Consider the following 19,436-nt stretch of genomic DNA (forward strand, 5'->3'; position numbering starts at 1 on the left):
CCCTATGCCCGATCAAGACTTGAGCATTACTGCTCCTTCCATCGCCAAAAGCTCATCAATCGCCACCATTGGCAACAGTTGGAGCGCCGTAGGCCCGACCGGTACGGCTGGACTCGAACTGCCTGTCCCGACGACTGCCGGACGCGGCTATGATCCGCAACTGACCCTGCGTCACAACAGCAACAGCGGCAACGGCCCCTTCGGCGTGGGGTGGGGTATAGACATCAGCCGGATCAGCCGCCGCACCAACAAGGGTGTGCCGCGCTACACCGTTCACGATGAAATCGTCAATCAGAATGGCGAAGTGTGCATGGCCGAACTGGATGAAAACGGCGATCTCAAATACCGATTGGAGAGCACATACAACGGCCAGGACATCGGCCCGCATAAAGTGGTGCGTTACTGGCCGCGAATCGAAAGCGATTTCGCCCTGTGCGAGTGCTGGCAACGGCAGACCAGGAAAGCCGATGAACCGTGGTTCTGGCTGGTGCATGGCGCTGACGGCTCATTGCACGTCTACGGCATGACTGCCGCTTCACGCCTTGCCGACCCCGACGATCCGTCTCGCGTCAGCGCCTGGCTGCTGTGCGAAAGCATGAACGCGCGCGGCCAGCACATCTGCTACGAATATAAAGCTGACGATGCTGAGCCTGATCCGGTTCATGACTATCGTGCCCAGCGCTATCTGCGCCGGGTGTGCTACGGCAACGTCGTGGCAAGCAACCGACTATTGAGTTGGACCTCCGATAACCCGGCGGCCACTGCGCGATGGTATTTCCAGGTGCTGTTCGATTATGGCGAGCGCGGCACACTACTCACCGATAAGCCGGAATATGCCAGCACCAAGCCCTGGCCCGTGCGTGACGACTCTTTTCTGACCCACGGACAAGGGTTTGAACTGGGCACCCGCAGACGGTGCCACCAGGTGCTGATGTTTCATCACTTTCCTGACGGTGCAGTCGAAAACGCCAAACTCGCGCGCCGGCTGCTGCTGGAATATGGACCGCTGTCAGATGCGCAGCCCTACAGCCAGATCCGCGCGGCGCACTATCAAGGGTTCAATGCCGACGGTAGCGACGAAAACTCACCGCCAGTGGAATTCAAGTACTCGGCGTTCAACATCAATAACGTCCCGCAGCGCTTTCTCGAATCCGACAAGCAAAATGGCATCGAGGACAGCCGTTTCTACAGCTGTATCGATCTGTGTGGCGAAGGCCTGCCGGGTTTGCTCTACCGCTCTGACCGGGCCTGGTATTACCGCCCCCCCAAGCGCGCGAAGCCCAACACCGACCAGGTCGATTATGAGCAATGGCAGTTGCTGGAAAAGATCCCGGTCGCCAACCGTAATAGCGCCGTGCTGCAAATGCTCACCGACCAGATCGGTAGCGGACGTCTGCAATGGGTCACCGCACAACCGGGCTTCAGTGGTTTTCGTGAACTGACCGAGCAGTGTGACTTCTCTGACTTCATGTGCTTCGACGCCTGGCCGACGGAGTTTTTCTCCCCGCAGGCAGTCGTCGGCGACTTCGGCGGAGACGGTTTGCCTTCAATGGCAATCATTGCCAGTAAAAACGTCCGCTACTACAAGAATCTCCGTGAGGAAGGCTTCGCGCCGGCTGAGGAAGTTGCTCATGACGACGATGACCCCTTGCCAGTGTTCAGCAATTCACGCAGTGAACTGGTCCTGCTGGGCAATCTGACTGGCAGTGATATTCCCGGGTTGTGCCGCATCCGCCATGACCAGGTCGATTATTGGCCAAGTCTCGGTCATGGCAAATTCGGCAGAGGTCGCAAGATCAGCGAGTTGCCGTTCAACTATGGAGAGTTCGACTCGTCGCGTGTACGCCTTGCCGACCTTGACGGCTCCGGCGCACCGGCACTGATTTATCTGAAATCCGATGCTTTCGAGATCTATCTGAACTGCGCGGGCAACGGTTTCAGACAAACGCCCGTGATTGTCCCCTGGCCGGCTGGCGTGCGGTACGACTCGTTGTGCCACGTTATCTTCGCCGACCTGCAGGGGCTGGGTTGCGCGACGCTGATCCTGACCGTGACGCACATGAAGCCGCAGCATTGGCGCTACGACTTCGTCTCGGCCAAACCCTATCAACTGATCGCCAGTAATAACAACATGGGTTGCAGCACCCGTGTGACCTATCGCAGTTCGGCACAGGAATGGCTGGATGAAAAGCGTGCCTTGCTCAAACGCCGGCGCCAGGCAAATTGCGGCTTGCCGTTTGCGGTGTCGGTGGTCAAGCAACAGCAGCAACTCGATGAGATCACCGGTAACTGCTTCACCCAGTTTTTTACCTGGCAGGAGGGGTATTACGATCCCAAGGAGCGCGAATTCCGTGGTTTTGGTCACGTGCAGCAGACCGACAGCGAAGCGGCCACGATCAATCCAGACCCAGGCTTCAGCCAGCCGGTACGGGTACTGACCTGGTACCACATGGGCCGCGCGATGAATCGCTCCCGCCTGCCCTATTTCAACAGAGATGAGCAGGCTATCGCGCTGGGAAAAACCTTGTTTACCCGTTTTGAACACAAAGAAGGCGTCGATAAAATCGTCAAAACAACGCTCGACGCCGAAAGCGAATACCAGATTGCGCGGGCCTTGGTCGGCTCGGTTCTGCGCAGCGAGACGTACGCCGACACACCGCGCCTCACCACCCCGTACTCGGTCGTAGAGAGGCGTTTTCTGGTGCGCGAAGTTCGGCCCCAGAATCAGTATGCCGCCGCAGTTCTGCTGCCGCTGCTCGCAGAGGAAATCAACTATCAATACGACGGTTTCGTCAATGACCCGCGTTGTCAGCACAGCATCAGCCTGCTTTGGAACGACTTCGGACAATTGATCCATGGGTTCAACGTGAGTTACGCCCGCAGGCTGACGGCCGACAGTCCCCCTCCCTACGCCGATGAAGATGAAGATGAAAACGATTTTTGGCGCGACGCCCACGACGAGGCACAGCAATCGTTCTATTTGAAGGAATTGCGTGCCCGATTCATTGATCTGCACACTCCACAAATATGGCGACTGGGCCTGCCCTTCCAACAACGTGAAAATGCGCTGGTGTTGCGCAAAGGCACGCTGCCTGCCGGGCTCGATCCGGCGCAGGCGTCCTACGAGAACTTTACGCAACATCAGGATTCGAAAACCTGGCACGACCTGCGTGTACTGACGACACAATCCGTGCAGCGCTATGTCGGCACAGACGGCAAGCCACTCAATGATGGTGAAGCCGGTTTCGAAGCCTTGTCAGGCCGGGTGGAAGTGGCGCTGCTGGACAAAACCGCACTGGAGGCCTACAGCCTGCCCGGCGTGGATATTGACGTGCGGGCTGAACTGGAAAAAATCGGTTACACCCCAATGCCGTTTCTGTTCGGGATAATCCCGCGAGGCAGCACACATCGGGACTTGTGGTCTGCGAACTTCAATGATGTCGAATACCACGATAGCGACCATTTCCATCACGTCCGCCGTTATCGCGAAACACTCAGCCACGGTTGGACCAGCGCCGACTATGATTCCTTTGCACTGAGGATTATCCGCGTTGAACTGCCCGACGGTTGTGTGACGCAAACCCGCTACGATGACCACCATCTACTGCCTCGGGAAATCACCGACGCCAATGAAAACGTCGAGGAAGTGGATTTCGACGCCTTCGGGCAACCCATGAGGATCAGTTTTTACGGCAGCGAAGGGGGGGCGGCCGTCGGCTTCTGCCCACTGAGCGAATATAACCCTCTGCCGGATACCCACCCTGAATGGGCCATCGCCAATCCGGAAGACACCGTGCAAAGTGCGGCGAGTACGCTGCATAAAGATCTGTTCAGCTGGATGGGACAGATTCCGCCCGGGGCGGCGTTGTACTCAAAATGGATAGACCAGCGGCTGCTGTTACCCAGCGGGCATATTCGCGCCAGCACCCGCCATCGACTGACCTACGACAAAGACCTGACGCCTGATGAACTGGCATTGCTTGGGGCGGTAAAAAAAGTCTGGCGCGAGCCGGTACACACGCTGACTCTCAGCGTCGATCGCTACCCCTGCGACGTAATCAAGCCACAGATCCAGATGGTCAAGGCCTGTGTCGACGGTTTTGGCCGGCCGTTGCAAACCCAGCAACGGGTCGATCCGGGTGAGGCGTACGAAGTGGACCCGACAGACTGCTCGCTGCTCATTGATAAAGGCCAGTCGCCTGCCGATCCGCGCTGGCGCATCAGCGAACGCGTCGAGTACAACAACAAGGGGTTGCCGACGCGCCAGTACCGGCCGTTTTTTGCCAACAGGCATTGCTACGTCAACGATCGATCACTGCACAAACTCGGACTGTACGATCAGCTGTTTTATGACCCATTGGGCCGCGTGGTTAAAGTGCTCAACGCCAAAGGCTACTTTTCCCGAGAGACTTACCATCCCTGGTATCGCGCCTCCTACGATTTCAACGACACCGCCGAAGAAGCGCAGCCTTCCAAGGTGCCGAAACAATGAACGCCAGTGTGCATTCGCGCACGCCCTCGCTGGCGGTGATCGACGGCCGTGGCCTGCCGATTCGTCAGGTCGCCTACCTGCGCACGGTGGCTGGCGAGACCCCTAGAGCACTCGTGACGCGCCAACAACACGATGTGGCCGGCCGTCTGGTGGCGCAACACGATCCTCGCTTGCCCATAGCGAACGCCACAACCGTTTACGCGCTGGACGGCACGGCGGTGCTCACCGACAGCGTCGATAGCGGCAGGCGCCATGTGCTCGCCGGCCTCGCCGGCGAGCCGCTGCAACGTTGGGACGAGCGCGGCCATCACTGGCGCTCGACCTTTGACAGCCAACTGCGCGTGGTGGCGATGGAGCTTTCGGGCAACGGTCAGAATCAGCTCGATACTTTCACCTATGCCGAGGGGGCCGAGAGCGCAACCCACAACCGACGCGGCAAACTGATCCTGCAGGTCGATCCCTCAGGTTCACTGGTCATCCCCCGCTATGCCTTCACCGGCCAGCCACTGGAGGAAACCCGTACGTTCCATGATGGCGCAGCGTTCACCAGCCAGCATGTGTTCAGTCCGCTCGGCGTCGTGCTGGAGCAGACCGATGCCGGCGGACATTGTCGACGGTCACGTTACGGCCTCGCCGGGCAACTCAGACAGGTGGACCTGTGGATAAACGGCACAGAATTGCAATCCGTGTTACTCGATGCGCAGTACAACGCCAATGATCAGATCATCGAGCAACGGGCCGGCAACGGCGTGCTCAACCAATGGACCTACGATCCGGCCGACGGGCGCCTGCACACCCAGTGCAGCCGGGCAGGCGAAAAGTTACTGCAGAGTTTTGTGTATTTTTACGACCGGGTCGGCAATGTTGTCCGCGTCGAAGACCCCATCTTCAAGCCTGTCTGGTTTGCCAATCAACTGATCGACGGTCACCGCGAGTTCAACTACGACTCGCTGTACCGGTTGATCCGCGCCACCGGCTACGACGACGCTGCGCCTTCGGACATTCCCGGCTGGCCGACACCGACCGACCCGAAAAACCGCCTCAATTACACCCAGAGCTATAAATACGACGACGGCGACAACCTGACCGAACTGTGTCATGTACGAGACGGTAATACCTTCACCCGTCAGATGTGTATCGACCCGAACAGCAACCGCGGCGTGCTCTGGAAATCCGGCGACGCACCGCCGGATTTCGACACGTTGTTTGATCCTCACGGCAATCAACAGACTCTGAAGCCAGGTCCGACATTGCAGTGGAACGCGCGCGACGAGCTGGAAAGCGTGCCTCTGGTCATCCGGAAAAACAGCAACAGTGACGCCGAGCATTACCGTAACAGCCAGGGCCAGCGAGTCTTCAAATGCCATGAATGGTTTACCGGCACCACCCGCCACTTTCATCAGGTGCGTTACCTGCCCGGCCTGGAAATCCGCACCAAGGACGACGGCGAAGAACTGCACGTCATTAGCCTCGGCAATGCGCGGTGCCTGCACTGGATCACCGGGCGCCCCGGCAGCATCGAAAACAATCAAATGCGCTACAGCCAGAAAGACCACCTCGGCTCGTGCGTGATGGAGCTCGATCAACAGGCCGACATAACCAGCAAGGAAGGTTATTACCCCTTCGGCGGAACCGCGTGGCTGGCGGCACGACACGAAGTGGAAGTGCGCTACAGATTCATCCGTTATTCAGGCAAGGAAATGGATGTCAGCGGGTTGTATTACTACGGTGCACGGTATTACGCGCCGTGGTTGCAGCGCTGGGTCAGTGCGGACCCGGCGGGGACCGTGGATGGGCTGAATCTGTATGGGTTTGTCGGGAACAACCCGGTCTCTTTTATCGATGTGCATGGCAACAGCGGAGAGAAATTCGACATCGTCAATTTCTCGAACTTCGTGACCGAGCTCAGTGATTACGCCGCTACTACGCAGGACAAGATGCAGAAGATATCAAAGAAAAAGTACGGGACCGAGCTGCTGGCGAACGTTGTTGCAGAATCACTTATTGGCATTGCCGGCTTCTTCGCTGGTTATTTCGGCGGCGGGTTCGCAGGTTCAACACTTACCGCCGGTATGCCCTCCTTCGTCGGCTACTTGTCCGAGATGATTGCCATGCACGTCAGCGGCGATATCGGCGAGTCGATCGCCAGCAAATACACGTCCGTTGCAAATATGACCACCTCATTGATTCCACAAACTTCGGTAATGAGCGTCGCAGCCATTGATCAAAAGGTCGGCATCACAGAGAGTTCATCGAGTTTCACCCCGGCCGATGCCGCCAACACCTTACTGGCCCGCGGCGTCGGATCATATCTTCCAGGCGTAGGCGCGGCACTTAATATCGGTGCGCGGGTGCAGGAAGTGGAGGACATTAAACATGGTCTGGATCCGGTCAAGATTGAAAAAATCGAAACGATGCTCTCCGGCTGGAAACAAGCCCTCACTTCGCGAATGGCCGATATAGAGAAAGCCTTCAGAAGCTTAGGACAAGACACGATCAATTCCGCTGGTGTACTACCTGATGCGAGCCGCCTGAAGGCTGCCAAAACCATTCGACTCGATACCTTGCGAGAGGAGACCAATAAGGCCCTGGGGTATATCGAAAGCACTCAGACCTTCATGAAGTGGTACAAAGAGGACTTGCTCACAGACAACAGGTTTTTGCGCAAACAAGCGAAACCAGAGTCGAATTGGAAGAAGTTTCAGAAATTTGTTCTGCCCTTCACCAAACACAAATACAAATGAAATACGACCCCGTTCATAGGCGCACTCCAACGTTGGCGGCGGTCGATGGTCGTGGCCTGCCGATCCGTCAGGTCGCCTACCTGCGCACGTTGGCTGACGAGCCCCCTGGAGCACTCGTGACGCGCCAACAATACGATGTGGCCGGCCGTCTGGTGGCGCAGCGGGATCCGCGTCTGCCCACTGCGAATCTCACTAACGTCTACTCGCTAAACGGCGATGTCGTAAGGACTGACAGCGTTGACGCCGGCTGGCGCTTGACCCTCCCGGGACTGGCCGGTGAGCCTTTGCAGCGCTGGGACCAGCGCGGTAGCCATTGGCACATGAACTTCGATCAGCAACTGCGGGTGGTAGCGGTCGAGGAAAATGGTGAACCCGATGTGGATGTTTTTATTTACGCCGACGCCTCGGCGAAGGCGCAGTTCAACCAACGCGGGCAGTTGCTGGAGCAAAAAGACCGTGCCGGTTCGCTGTTGACGGACAGTTTTTCCCTGACCGGCCCGCCGCTGTGCGAAACCCGAACCTTCCAGGACGGTGAAGCGTTCACCAGCGCACAGGTGTTCAGCCCGCTCGGTGCGCTGCTGGAGCAGACCGACGCCGGCGGCCATCAACGACGCTCGCGCTACGGCCTGGCCGGGCACCTCAAAAAAACTGAACTGCTGATCAGCGGTACGCCTGACTGGCAAGAGGTGTTGCAGGACGCGCAGTACAACGCCAACGACCAGATCATCGAACAACTGGCCGGCAATCGCGTCCTCAGTCAGTGGACATATGACCCGGCGGACGGTCGTTTGCACACCCAGTCGAGCCACAAGGACGTTTACACAGTCCTGCAAAACCTCGAATATTTCTACGACCGCGTCGGCAATATCACCCGCATCAAGGACCACGCTTTTCAGCCGCGCCACTTCGCCAACCAACTGATCGATGGCCACCGCGATTTCACCTACGACTCGCTCTATCGGCTGACCAGCGCCACCGGTTACGACGACGCCCCACCGCCCGACATACCTGGCCTGCCGCAACCGGGCGACCCGAACAATCGCCTCAATTACACCCAGACTTACCAGTACGACAGAAGCGGCAACCTGACAAAACTTTGTCACGTGCGAGCCGGCAATAACTTCACCCAGCAGATGCGCATCGACCCACAGAGCAATCGTGGTGTGCGCTGGAAACAAGGCGATGCGGAGCCGGATTTCGACAAGTTGTTCGATACACACGGAAACCAGCAGGCGCTACAGCCAGGCCAATCCATGAGTTGGAATGCCCGCGACCAACTGTTGAAGGTGACCCTGCTACCCCGCACAAACGGGCGCAATGATGCCGAGGGTTACGGGTACAGTCGGGGCATGCGTGTGTTCAAACGCTACGAAACCTTCACTGCCACCACCGAACATTTCCAGCAGGTGCGCTACCTTCCGGGGCTGGAAATCCGCACCCGCGACAACGGCGAAGAACTGCACATCATCAGCCTCGGCAATGCGCGCTGCCTGCACTGGCTGGCGAAAAAACCCGATGACATCGACAACGATCAACTGCGCTACAGCCTCCAGGATCACCTCGGCTCCTGCGTGATCGAACTGGATCAGCAGGCGCGACGGGTCAGCGAGGAAGGTTATTACCCCTTCGGCGCCACGGCGTGGATGAGCGCGCCCTCGGAGACTGAAGTCAGCTACAGATTCATCCGTTATTCGGGCAAGGAAATGGACGTCAGCGGTTTGTATTACTACGGCGCACGGTATTACGCACCATGGCTGCAACGCTGGATCAGCGCGGACCCGGCAGGCGACGTGGATGGGCTGAATCTTTACGCCTTCGTCGGCAACGATCCGATTGGCCATGTCGACGTCGACGGTGAATCCAAGTGGCCTACTTTGGACGATATGAATGCCGGAGTGGATCGCATCATTGCTTCGCAAAACAAGAGCTATGCCAAAAATGCGCAACGCCTTGCAGAAAAGCGTATGGCCCGCCAAATGAATGATCAGATGATGCAGCACATTGAAATTCTGGGGATTACCCAGCGCCGCGCCAGCGATGCCGCCAAGCAACTCGACAGAATGGGTTCAGGCAGCGACATTGCCTTGGCGACAACACGCAGAACGCTGGTATTGGTCGCAAGCAAAGCCCTCAGTTATGGCGTCGGTCTAACGGTCGGTGTCGGTGCTCAGGCTCTAGGCGCCGCGGCACCCGGTGTCGGCAACGTGATAGGCGCAGGGATGGGCTACGCCGCAAAAATCGGGGTCAGCGCGCTCATCGACTACGCGGCTGAAAGAAGCGGACTGAGCGCGTCGGTCAATTTGAAAACCTCCAAAGTGTCAGCGGACACTATTATCGAGAAAGCCCAACACAAACAAATGCAGCCGCTTGAGTATTTAAACGCCAAACTCCAAGGCATGATTCCTCGCGACAAAAAATCCGGACTCAAGTTGGTGAAGGAGGCAGGCGCTCAACTAACGGCGACGGGTGTGAAGGGAACTCTCAATTCACTATCTCCCGCAGCGGCCGGCGCCATCGCTAGCGGAGCCGCGGCGTTATGGAGTTTGCCGGAAATTGTCAATGAAGCGGCCAAGGCCATCTCTGGAAAATCCAGCGAAAAAATGTTTGAGTTCGAGGGGAAAATTCTCGGACTTGCACAGGCTATCGAGGCGAGTAACGACTCGGTCCATGAGTATGCTCACGCACTTGGCAGAACCAGCATGAACGGCGTCGACCTCAACGATCTAGACCAGGAAACAGCCCGAATCACCGACATGCTCCACGGTCTGGCGTTAACGGTGCAAAAGCATAGAACTGCTCACCACGCCGCCGCGTAAATGGGCCGCTTTCTAAGCGGGGACAATGTTCCCGCCTGCCGACATGCTATCGTGCCCGCCCGACTGCCATCCGTTTGCCCAGCATGCTGCCGACTTCCCGTACCTTGCGTCTGTCGTTGTATACCCTGCTGATCATCGCCGGCGCAGCGCTTGCCGCCACACTTGCGATCCGCCACGCCGAACGTCAGGCGCTGGAGGAAGACGCCGCCCGCGCCAACCAGCAACTGGCGTTGTACGCCAATTCCCTGCACACCCTGATCGACCGCTACCGCGCCCTGCCCGCCGTGCTGGCGCTGGACCCGCAACTGCGCTCGGCGCTGGCCGGGACGGTCAATGCCGACGAACAGACGGCGCTGAACCTGAAACTGGAGAAGATCAACGGCGCGGCACAATCCTCGACCCTCGAACTACTCGATCACACCGGGCTTGCCGTGGCGGCGAGCAACTGGCGTCTGCCGAGCAGTTACGTCGGCCACAATTACGGCTTTCGTCCCTATTTCAGCCAGACCCGCACCCAAGGCAGCGGGCGTTTTTACGCGGTGGGCGTGACCAGCGGGATTCCCGGCTACTTCCTCTCCAGCGCGGTGCTCGGCGATAACGACGAGTTCCTTGGCGCGATGGTGGTCAAGCTGGAATTCCCCGAGCTGGAGCGCGAATGGAGTCAGGGCAATGACACCCTGCTGGTCAGCGATGCGCGCGGAATCATCTTCATCGCCAATCAGCCCGGCTGGCGTTATCGCGCGCTGCGGCCATTGAACGCCCGCGATATGGATGAGATCAAAGCCACCCGGCAGTACGACAAACAATCCCTGCTGCCGTTGACGCATTTGTCGCTGCGCAGTTTCGATGACAACAGCGATCTGCGCCGCGTCGAAGGCCCGCAAGGCACGGCGGATTATCTATGGGAATCGCTGCCACTGAGCGCCGAAGGCTGGACCCTGCACCTGCTGCGCCATCCGCAAGTGGCCTTCGAAGACCTGCGCAACGCCGGCCTCGCCGCCGCCGGCGTGTGGCTAGCGCTGGTGTTTCTGTTGCTGTTTCTCAACCAGCGCTGGCGCCTGTCGAAGATTCGTCAACGCAACCGCGAAGAACTTGAACAATTGGTGGAAGAACGCACCCGCGACTTGCGCACCGCGCAGGACGGTCTGGTGCAATCGGCCAAACTCGCCGCGCTCGGCCAGATGTCCGCCGCGCTGGCCCACGAAATCAATCAGCCGCTGACCGCTCAGCGCATGCAATTGGCGACCCTGCGCCTGCTGCTCGACCATGGCCGCGTCGACGATGCCTATAAAGCCTTGAAACCGGTGGACGACATGCTCACGCGCATGGCCGCCCTCACCGGCCACCTCAAGACCTTCGCGCGCAAAAGTCCCAGCGGCTTGCGCGAGCGGCTGGATCTGGCGACGGTGGTCGATCAGTCGTTGCAGTTGCTCGATGCACGGCTGCGCGACGAACAGGTCAGTCTGGTGCTGCACCTGACCCGTCCGGCGTGGGTACGCGGTGATGCGATTCGTCTCGAACAGGTGCTGATCAACCTGCTGCGCAACGCCCTCGATGCGATGCAGGGCAAAGCCTGCAAGCGTCTGGAAATCCGTCTGGAAGCCGATGAACAACTGTGGCGGCTGAGCGTCAGCGACAATGGCGGAGGCATCGCCGAAGACCATTTGGGCCAGGTCTTTGATCCGTTCTTCACCACCAAACCGGTGGGCGACGGTCTGGGCCTGGGGTTGGCGGTATCCTTCGCTATCGTGCATGAATCCGGCGGTCGTCTAAGCGCCGAAAATGGCGACAGCGGCGCGGTGTTCAGCCTGACTTTGCCGATCGATCTGGAGGCACACATCTGATGCTCAATTCGGTAATGGTGGTCGATGACGAAAGCAGCATTCGCAGCGCCGTCGAGCAGTGGTTGAGCCTGTCGGGGTTCGCGGTGCAGTTGTTCAGCCGCGCCGAAGATTGCCTCGCCGCCCTGCCCGCGCACTTTGCCGGGGTGATCCTCAGTGACGTGCGCATGCCCGGCATGGGCGGCCTGGCGTTGTTGGCCGAGGTGCAGAAACGCGACGCTGATCTGCCGGTGATTCTGCTCACCGGCCATGGCGATGTACCGATGGCCGTCGAGGCAATGCGCGACGGCGCCTACGACTTTCTGGAAAAACCGTTCAGCCCGGAAACCCTGCTCGGCAGCTTGCGCCGGGCGCTGGACAAACGCCGGCTGATTCTGGAAAACCGTGCCCTGCACGAACAGGCTGATAACCGCGCCAAGCTCGACGCAACGCTGCTCGGCGTGTCCCGTGGCTTGCAGACCCTGCGTCGGCAAGTGCTGGATCTGGCGGCGTTGCCGGTCAACGTATTGATCCGTGGTGAAACCGGCAGTGGCAAAGAGCTAGTCGCGCGTTGCCTGCATGATTTCGGCCCGCGCGCGGCCAAGCCGTTCGTGGCGCTGAACTGTGCGGCGATCCCTGAGCAGCTGTTCGAGGCCGAGTTGTTCGGTCACGAGAGCGGCGCGTTTACCGGCGCCTCGGGCAAGCGCATCGGCAAACTGGAATACGCCGACGGCGGCACTTTGTTTCTCGATGAAATCGAAAGCATGCCACTGGCCCAACAAGTGAAACTGCTGCGGGTGTTGCAGGAGCAGAAGCTTGAACGGTTGGGTTCGAACCAGAGCATTCGCGTCGACCTGCGGATTGTCGCGGCGACCAAACCGGATCTGCTCGACGAGGCTCGGGCCGGACGTTTTCGCGAGGATCTGGCCTATCGCCTCAACGTCGCCGAGCTGCGTTTGCCGCCGTTGCGCGATCGTCGCGAAGACATTCCGTTGCTATTCGAAACCTTTGCCCACCATGCCGCTGAACGCCTGGGGCGCACCTTTCCACCTTTGAGTGGTGCGCAATTGAGCCATCTACTCAGCCACGACTGGCCGGGCAACGTGCGCGAACTGGCCAACGTTGCCGAACGCCAGGTGTTGGGGCTGGATGAGCCTGCGCCGGAGATTGATCCGGGGCAATCGCTGGCGGCGCAACAGGAGGCGTTTGAGGCGCAGTGTTTGCGTGCAGCGCTGACCCGGCACAAGGGCGATGTGAAAGCGGTTCTTGAAGAACTGCAACTGCCGCGCCGCACGTTCAATGAAAAGATGCAGCGGCATGGGTTGAGTCGGGAGATGTTTTTGGCTGAGTGAGGCAGGGTCGGGATTTTTTGGTGTGGCTGAAATCCATCCCCCTCACCCCAGCCCTCTCCCCCAGAGGGGCGAGGGGGAAAGGGAGCCGATCTTCATGCTTTTCGAAACCTGAGTTCGACTCGATATCCCAGGTCGGTGAATCTTGAATAAACACCGCAGTCAGTCCCCTCTCCCCCTGGGAGAGGGTTAGGGTGAGGGGCTTTTGATCTTCGCCCCAATAAGCGGAAATCCGCTCATCAAACCAGATTCTTCGGCGATATCCCGCTCACCCAATCCCGCCACCCCCTCTAAACCGGCCCTCCCCCCGTTGGCACACCTCCTGCTATAGCCCTCGCAGGCTGCGTTCCAACGCGCTCCACAAAAACAATTAAACGAAGGATCCTTCAATGGATAACTCCAACGCCCTGCCACTTGGGTCGGCTGCCGTGCCCGCCAAAGAAAGAACCACCGCCAGCCGGATCAAATCGATCTTCAGCGGTTCCGTCGGCAACATGGTCGAATGGTACGACTGGTATGTGTATGCCGCCTTCTCCCTGTACTTCGCGAAAACCTTCTTCCCTGCCGGTTCCACCACCGCCCAACTGATGAACACCGCCGCGATTTTCGCCGTCGGCTTTCTGATGCGTCCGATCGGTGGCTGGCTGATGGGCATGTACGCCGACAAGGTCGGACGTAAAAAAGCCCTGATGGCCTCGGTCTACCTGATGTGCTTCGGCTCGCTGCTGATCGCCCTCAGCCCGAACTACGAAACCATCGGCATCGGCGCGCCGATCCTGCTGGTGTTCGCGCGCTTGCTGCAAGGCCTGTCGGTCGGTGGCGAATACGGCACCTCGGCGACCTATCTGTCGGAGATGGCGACCAAGGAACGTCGCGGCTTCTTCTCCAGCTTCCAGTACGTGACCCTGATCTCCGGCCAGCTCATCGCGCTGGGCGTACTGATCGTGCTGCAAAACGTGCTGACCACTGAGCAGTTGTACGCGTGGGGCTGGCGTATTCCGTTCGCCATCGGCGCGCTGTGTGCGGTCGTGGCGCTGTACCTGCGTCGCGGCATGGAAGAAACCGAGTCGTTCACCAAGAAAGAAAAGTCCAAGGAAAGCGCGATGCGCACCTTGATGCGCCACCCCAAAGAGCTGTTGACCGTGGTCGGCCTGACCATGGGCGGCACCCTGGCGTTCTACACCTACACCACCTACATGCAGAAATACCTGGTGAACACGGTCGGCATGAGCATCTCCGACTCGACCACCATTTCTGCCGCTACGCTGTTCCTGTTCATGTGCCTGCAGCCGATCATCGGTGGCCTCTCGGACAAGATCGGTCGTCGCCCGATCCTGATCGCCTTCGGCGTGCTGGGGACGATCTTCACCGTGCCGATCCTGATGACCCTGCACACCATTCAAACCTGGTGGGGTGCGTTCTTCCTGATCATGGCGGCGCTGATCATCGTCAGCGGCTACACCTCGATCAACGCCGTGGTGAAAGCAGAATTGTTCCCGACTGAAATCCGCGCCCTGGGCGTCGGACTGCCGTATGCACTGACCGTGTCGATCTTCGGTGGCACCGCTGAATACATCGCGCTGTGGTTCAAGAGCATCGGCATGGAAACCGGTTACTACTGGTATGTGACGGCGTGCATCGCGGTGTCGTTGCTGGTGTACATCACCATGAAGGACACCCAGAAGCATTCTCGTATCGTCACCGACTGATCGGGATTTCACAGCCACTGCAATGGTGGCTGTGATGGACTCTTCGCGAGCAGGCTCGCTCCCACATTGGATCTGTGATCGACACAAATCCCCTGTGGGAGCGAGCCTGCTCGCGAATGCCTCAACTCGACTTCGGATCAATCAGGACATTTCGGCAGCCGCCCCCTGTCTGCCATACCGCTTCTGCGCATACGAAGCCCCGACAATCATCACCAGCAGAATCCCCGCCAGCACCGCAGAAGAACCGATGGTGCCGAAGTCCAGCCCACCCTTCTCATGGGGCTTGGTCATCAAGTCGCCCAACGTCGCGCCAAAAGGCCGGGTCAGCACGAACGCCACCCAGAACAACACCACTGTGGAAATCTTCGTGAAGTATTTCAGCAGCACGACCGCCGCGATGGTCGAGCCGATCAGCAGCGCGCCACCGGCAAAACCCAACCCTGAATCGTCGGCAAGGTAGTCGCCCAGCGCGGTGCCGAGGGTGTTGGAAAACAGAATCGCCATCCAGTAGAACATCTCGCCGCGGAAGGTCTGCACCTTGCTGACGTTGAGCGAGTCACCGCTCAGGCGCCACGCGGCAAAGATCGCCAGCAGGATCGCGATAAGGATCATCGAGCCGGTGGCGTAACCCAGTCCGAGGGTGCGATCCATGAAGTCCGACATGGTCGTGCCGGCGGTACTGGTCGACAGGATCACCAGCCAGTACAGCAATGGTTTGTACGTCTTGGCCATCAACTGCGTGATCAGCGTCAGGACAAACACGCTGATCAGAATCAGCGAGCTCATGGCGTAACCGACGTTAAGGGTCATCGACAGCAAATCGCCCGCGGTTTCCCCCAGGGTCGTCGCGCAGATTTTCATGACCCAGAAGGCCAGGGTGATTTGAGGAAGTTTATTCATCGCAAGCAACGCTCCAGTGTGTGACGGCCGGTTCTTGGTTTTCTGGCCGTGGGCAGACTGGCGTTGCGGCAGTGAAAATGCGGTCGGCAAAGTATGAAAAATCTGTCACACGCGCAAAAACAGCGATTAATCGCTAATTAATGCTGCCCCTGCATTCTGCAATCACCTGATCGATGACCTGCGCGACGCTCGCACCGACGACGAAAGCGAATACTCTGCGCCGTCCTTAATATCAATTTAACCGATTGTTTTTAGCATTAATTTGCGCTTTTTAATCAATTTAGTTGGCGTAGCATTAAACCCAAGCAAGACACACCCGCCAACGAATCTGGAGTAACCGACATGAAAACCAAACTGATCCTCGCCCTGACCCTTTCCGTACTGGCCGCCAACACCTTCGCCGCCGACGGCTCGGATCGCACCAAATCCGCCGACTTCATCAACGGCGCCAGCGCCGCGATCGAAACCAGCCACTCGGGCACCTATGCTGCTGACGGTTTTGATAAAACCAACATTGGCAAAGCTGTGGCTGCCGATGGTTTCGACAAGACCAACCTGGGTAAAACGGTCGCTGCTGACGGCTTCGACAAAACCGGCACCGCCGCTGCCATCAGCTAAGTATCAGCAGTCCTCCCACAGCCCGGCCTTGGCCGGGCTTAGTCATTTCTGGGGGATGACAATTTCTGAAACCCACACAAAACCCTGTGGGAGCGAGCCTGCTCGCGAAGACGTCATTTCAGTCGACATCGTTGCGAATGATCCGGCGCTTTCGCGAGCAGGCTCGCTCCCACAGGGGAATTTCATAGCTTGGAATATCGGTGTCTGGCTAGAAATATGCGGCGTCTGCTTGCACTATTGGCTACCTGTTCCAGCACTCTCCAGGACCACCCACCATGCCCGATGACATCCACTTCTACGAACCCGCCAACGGCCACGGTCTGCCCCACGATCCGTTCAACGCCATCGTCGGTCCGCGCCCGATCGGCTGGATTTCTTCGCAGGATGTCGATGGCCGCTTGAACCTGGCGCCGTACAGCTTCTTCAACGCCTTCAACTACATTCCGCCGATCATTGGTTTTTCCAGTGTCGGGCGCAAAGACAGCCTGAACAACATCGAGCAGACCGGCGAATTCGTCTGGAACCTCGCCACCCGCCCGTTGGCCGAGCAGATGAACCAAAGCTGCGCGATGGTCGCGCCTGAGGTCAATGAATTTGAATTGGCGGGATTGACGACAGTGGCGTCAAAAGTGATTTCGGTGCCACGGGTTGCCGAAAGCCCGGTGTCCTTCGAGTGCAAGGTCACGCAGATCATTCAGTTGCAGCGTGCCGATGGCGAGACGGTGCCGAGCTGGCTGGTCCTCGGCGAAGTGGTCGCCGTTCACATTGCCAAGTGGCTGTTGAAGGACGGCATCTACGACACCGCCGCGGCAGAACCGATTCTGCGCGGCGGCGGGCCGGCGGATTATTTCCAGCTGGGGCCTGAGGCCCTGTTCAAGATGTGGCGTCCGGGTGCCAACAAGTAACGCGTTACCAGATCAATTCGGCGTCGTCAGTGACGCCCTTGAGGTTATCCAGCTCATTGATCGCCGCTTCATCGGCGGCAATGGCGCCGGGGAAGATCTGGTCATTCAGCAGTTTGTGAAAGCGTGGTGCGCCGCCATCGACCAGGGCCTTGACCGCGATTGCCGCGTGATAGCCCTTGTTGCCGCCCAACTCGACGGGGACGACTGCGGAAACTGCTTCGAAGTGTTCGAACTCTTTACGTGCCATGTCACACATCCCGGCTCAGACAAATTAAGCCGGACATTAAACCCTCAACCGACGAGTTTGTGTACCGGCGCCGGGCATTGGCCGAGGGCTTGTGCCGCCGACACGTCCTTGAAGGTGTGGAAGTCGAGGCTGTTGACCACCAGTTCCTGCACCAGCTCGGCGAAGATTTCCATCGACGGGCTGTTGAAATAGTTGGTCATCATTTGCTGGCTGCTCCAGAACCCGGAGACCAGCCACAACTCGGGATCACACTGCGAATGCTGCAAGGCAAAGCTCAGGCAACCGGGGGCGGCGCGGGACGGATCGATCAACGCACTGAGGCGCACACCGAGTTCCGCCGAACGCCCGGCGCGCGCTCGAACGAAGGCCATATGACTGACGGGAATCTGCTTGGACATGTTCAACCCTCCCAGGGAGTCGCGTGGCAGCCGGGGGACGGGCTGCGACAGGATCAAAGGTTAAGGGCCGCACGCCCGCCGCCGTTAGTCGATTCCTGCCGCCGCGTTGCACAATCCTGCGAGACTGCATGCAGAACCTGTAACAACCTGTAAAACTGCGTCACACGGTTGTCATACGCGTTTTGTGTAGGAGCTGCCGAAGGCTGTGATCTTTTGATTTTGCTTTAAAGATCAACAGATCGCAGCCTTCGGCAGCGCCTACAGGGTTGAATCGCGACAGGCGCGAAAACAGCTCCAGGCAGAATCAGGCAAGCATTTCGCAGGATGTGTCTACCGCTCGCGCTTGCACAAACATATGCTCTGCTCCATTCCACCTCCCCTGCCGAGGATGCCGTGCATGACGTCATTCGATCGTTTTCAAGCCGAACCCAGCGCTGACATGGAAAAACAGCGCGCGGAACTGGCGGCGATCATCCGCCGCAACACCACTGACGATGGCAGCTACGAGACCGCCATCGGCTCGCTGTTCATGTCGCGCCACACCCAGTCCCATGACTTCGCCCCGGTGCTCGCACAACCGGCGCTGTGCATCATGGCGCAGGGACGCAAAGAGGTGCGGCTGGCCGACGAGTACTTCAATTACGACCCGCTGAATTATCTGGTGGTCTCGGTTTCGATGCCGCTGAGCGGGCGCGTGGTCAACGTTTCGCCGGAGGATCCGATCCTCGCCGTGCGCCTGGACATCGACCCGACCGAAATCACCGCACTGATCGCCGACGCAGGTCCCATGGGTGTACCGACCCGGCCGACCGGGCGCGGTTTGTATGTCGAGAAGATCGACAGTTCGATGCTCGATGCGGTGTTGCGTCTGGCGCGTCTGCTCGATGCGCCGAAAGACATCGCCATGCTCGCGCCGCTGATTCGCCGGGAGATTCTTTATCGCCTGCTGCGCAGTCCGCAGGGTCATCGCTTGTATGAAATCGCGATTGCCAACAGTCAGAGCCATCGCATCAGCCAGGCGATCAAATGGTTGAACGGCAACTTTGAACAGCCATTGCGCATTGATGATCTGGCCAAGGAAGTGAATCTGAGTGTGTCGACGTTGCATCACCGGTTTAAGGCGATGACGGCGATGAGTCCGTTGCAGTATCAGAAGCAGTTGCGCCTGCAAGAGGCCCGGCGGTTGATGTTGGCGGAGGGGCTGGAGGCTTCGGCGGCGGGGTATCGGGTGGGGTATGAAAGTCCGTCGCAGTTCAGCCGCGAGTACAGCCGTTTGTTTGGTGCGCCGCCGTTAAGGGATTTGGCGCGGTTGCGGTTGTCTGTCTGATCCGGAATGTCATTGGGCTTACAACCCTATCGCGAGCAGGCTCACTCCTACAGGGTCAGGTGTACACCCGCCCAATGTAGGAGTGAGCCTGCTCGCGATGAGGCCAGTTCA

Annotated in this window: 12 protein-coding genes; 9 read left to right on the plus strand and 3 right to left on the minus strand. The window is 58.8% G+C overall.

Features of this window, described 5'->3' with window-relative positions:
• Positions 1 to 4 precede the first annotated feature (4 nt).
• The 6 genes from AC5SEM_RS19390 to AC5SEM_RS19415 all read left to right on the plus strand — a co-directional run bounded on the left by AC5SEM_RS19390 (position 5) and on the right by AC5SEM_RS19415 (position 14,930).
• Positions 5 to 4,492, plus strand: a complete 4,488-nt coding sequence (locus AC5SEM_RS19390) for a SpvB/TcaC N-terminal domain-containing protein (RefSeq protein ID WP_495471061.1) — start codon at positions 5 to 7, stop codon at positions 4,490 to 4,492.
• Positions 4,489 to 7,236 carry an RHS repeat-associated core domain-containing protein gene (locus AC5SEM_RS19395; RefSeq protein ID WP_495471062.1) on the plus strand — a complete coding sequence of 916 codons (2,748 nt, stop codon included), beginning with the start codon at positions 4,489 to 4,491 and terminating at the stop codon, positions 7,234 to 7,236. Before AC5SEM_RS19390 ends, AC5SEM_RS19395 begins: the two co-directional genes overlap by 4 nt.
• Positions 7,233 to 10,052 carry an RHS repeat-associated core domain-containing protein gene (locus AC5SEM_RS19400; protein ID WP_495473486.1) on the plus strand — a complete coding sequence of 940 codons (2,820 nt, stop codon included), beginning with the start codon at positions 7,233 to 7,235 and terminating at the stop codon, positions 10,050 to 10,052. Before AC5SEM_RS19395 ends, AC5SEM_RS19400 begins: the two co-directional genes overlap by 4 nt.
• Positions 10,053 to 10,135: 83 nt before the next feature.
• On the plus strand, positions 10,136 to 11,896 hold the full coding sequence (locus tag AC5SEM_RS19405) for a sensor histidine kinase (protein ID WP_495471063.1): 1,761 nt from the start codon (positions 10,136 to 10,138) through the stop codon (positions 11,894 to 11,896).
• Complete coding sequence (locus AC5SEM_RS19410; RefSeq protein ID WP_495471064.1) at positions 11,896 to 13,224, plus strand: sigma-54-dependent transcriptional regulator; 1,329 nt, start codon at positions 11,896 to 11,898, stop codon at positions 13,222 to 13,224. Before AC5SEM_RS19405 ends, AC5SEM_RS19410 begins: the two co-directional genes overlap by 1 nt.
• Positions 13,225 to 13,610: 386 nt before the next feature.
• Positions 13,611 to 14,930, plus strand: a complete 1,320-nt coding sequence (locus tag AC5SEM_RS19415) for an MFS transporter (protein WP_007912608.1) — start codon at positions 13,611 to 13,613, stop codon at positions 14,928 to 14,930.
• 141 nt (positions 14,931 to 15,071) lie between these two features.
• Here AC5SEM_RS19415 and AC5SEM_RS19420 read toward each other — a convergent pair whose 3' ends face one another.
• Positions 15,072 to 15,830 (minus strand): COG4705 family protein, encoded by a 759-nt coding sequence (locus AC5SEM_RS19420; protein ID WP_077574320.1) that lies wholly within the window; start codon positions 15,828 to 15,830, stop codon positions 15,072 to 15,074.
• A 342-nt stretch (positions 15,831 to 16,172) separates the two neighbouring features.
• Here AC5SEM_RS19420 and AC5SEM_RS19425 point away from each other — a divergent pair, with 342 nt between their 5' ends.
• Positions 16,173 to 16,448 (plus strand): hypothetical protein, encoded by a 276-nt coding sequence (locus AC5SEM_RS19425; RefSeq protein WP_077574321.1) that lies wholly within the window; start codon positions 16,173 to 16,175, stop codon positions 16,446 to 16,448.
• 275 nt (positions 16,449 to 16,723) lie between these two features.
• Positions 16,724 to 17,353 carry a flavin reductase family protein gene (locus AC5SEM_RS19430; protein ID WP_495471065.1) on the plus strand — a complete coding sequence of 210 codons (630 nt, stop codon included), beginning with the start codon at positions 16,724 to 16,726 and terminating at the stop codon, positions 17,351 to 17,353.
• A 4-nt stretch (positions 17,354 to 17,357) separates the two neighbouring features.
• Here the strand turns inward: AC5SEM_RS19430 and AC5SEM_RS19435 are convergent, their stop codons facing one another.
• The gene (locus AC5SEM_RS19435) at positions 17,358 to 17,600 is read right to left on the minus strand and encodes a hypothetical protein (protein WP_077574323.1); all 243 of its coding nucleotides are present in this window, start codon (positions 17,598 to 17,600) and stop codon (positions 17,358 to 17,360) included.
• 44 nt (positions 17,601 to 17,644) lie between these two features.
• Positions 17,645 to 17,998, minus strand: a complete 354-nt coding sequence (locus AC5SEM_RS19440) for a putative quinol monooxygenase (protein WP_038366796.1) — start codon at positions 17,996 to 17,998, stop codon at positions 17,645 to 17,647.
• A 397-nt stretch (positions 17,999 to 18,395) separates the two neighbouring features.
• On the opposite strand from AC5SEM_RS19440, the gene AC5SEM_RS19445 reads away from it, so the two are divergent.
• Positions 18,396 to 19,325: an AraC family transcriptional regulator gene (locus AC5SEM_RS19445; protein ID WP_077574324.1), complete on the plus strand. Its 930-nt coding sequence runs from the start codon at positions 18,396 to 18,398 to the stop codon at positions 19,323 to 19,325.
• Positions 19,326 to 19,436 lie beyond the last annotated feature (111 nt).

It is taken from the genome of Pseudomonas sp. CH61, assembly GCF_059429415.1.

Excerpts from the sequence above, each read along its gene's own strand:
- AC5SEM_RS19435 (WP_077574323.1), bottom strand. The coding sequence starts at position 17,600 with ATGGCACGTAAAGAGTTCGAACACTTCGAAGCAGTTTCCGCAGTCGTC.
- AC5SEM_RS19405 (WP_495471063.1), top strand. The coding sequence starts at position 10,136 with ATGCTGCCGACTTCCCGTACCTTGCGTCTGTCGTTGTATACCCTGCTG.
- AC5SEM_RS19395 (WP_495471062.1), top strand. The coding sequence starts at position 4,489 with ATGAACGCCAGTGTGCATTCGCGCACGCCCTCGCTGGCGGTGATCGAC.
- AC5SEM_RS19420 (WP_077574320.1), bottom strand. The coding sequence starts at position 15,830 with ATGAATAAACTTCCTCAAATCACCCTGGCCTTCTGGGTCATGAAAATC.
- AC5SEM_RS19415 (WP_007912608.1), top strand. The coding sequence starts at position 13,611 with ATGGATAACTCCAACGCCCTGCCACTTGGGTCGGCTGCCGTGCCCGCC.
- AC5SEM_RS19425 (WP_077574321.1), top strand. The coding sequence starts at position 16,173 with ATGAAAACCAAACTGATCCTCGCCCTGACCCTTTCCGTACTGGCCGCC.
- AC5SEM_RS19430 (WP_495471065.1), top strand. The coding sequence starts at position 16,724 with ATGCCCGATGACATCCACTTCTACGAACCCGCCAACGGCCACGGTCTG.
- AC5SEM_RS19390 (WP_495471061.1), top strand. The coding sequence starts at position 5 with ATGCCCGATCAAGACTTGAGCATTACTGCTCCTTCCATCGCCAAAAGC.
- AC5SEM_RS19400 (WP_495473486.1), top strand. The coding sequence starts at position 7,233 with ATGAAATACGACCCCGTTCATAGGCGCACTCCAACGTTGGCGGCGGTC.
- AC5SEM_RS19410 (WP_495471064.1), top strand. The coding sequence starts at position 11,896 with ATGCTCAATTCGGTAATGGTGGTCGATGACGAAAGCAGCATTCGCAGC.
- AC5SEM_RS19445 (WP_077574324.1), top strand. The coding sequence starts at position 18,396 with ATGACGTCATTCGATCGTTTTCAAGCCGAACCCAGCGCTGACATGGAA.
- AC5SEM_RS19440 (WP_038366796.1), bottom strand. The coding sequence starts at position 17,998 with ATGTCCAAGCAGATTCCCGTCAGTCATATGGCCTTCGTTCGAGCGCGC.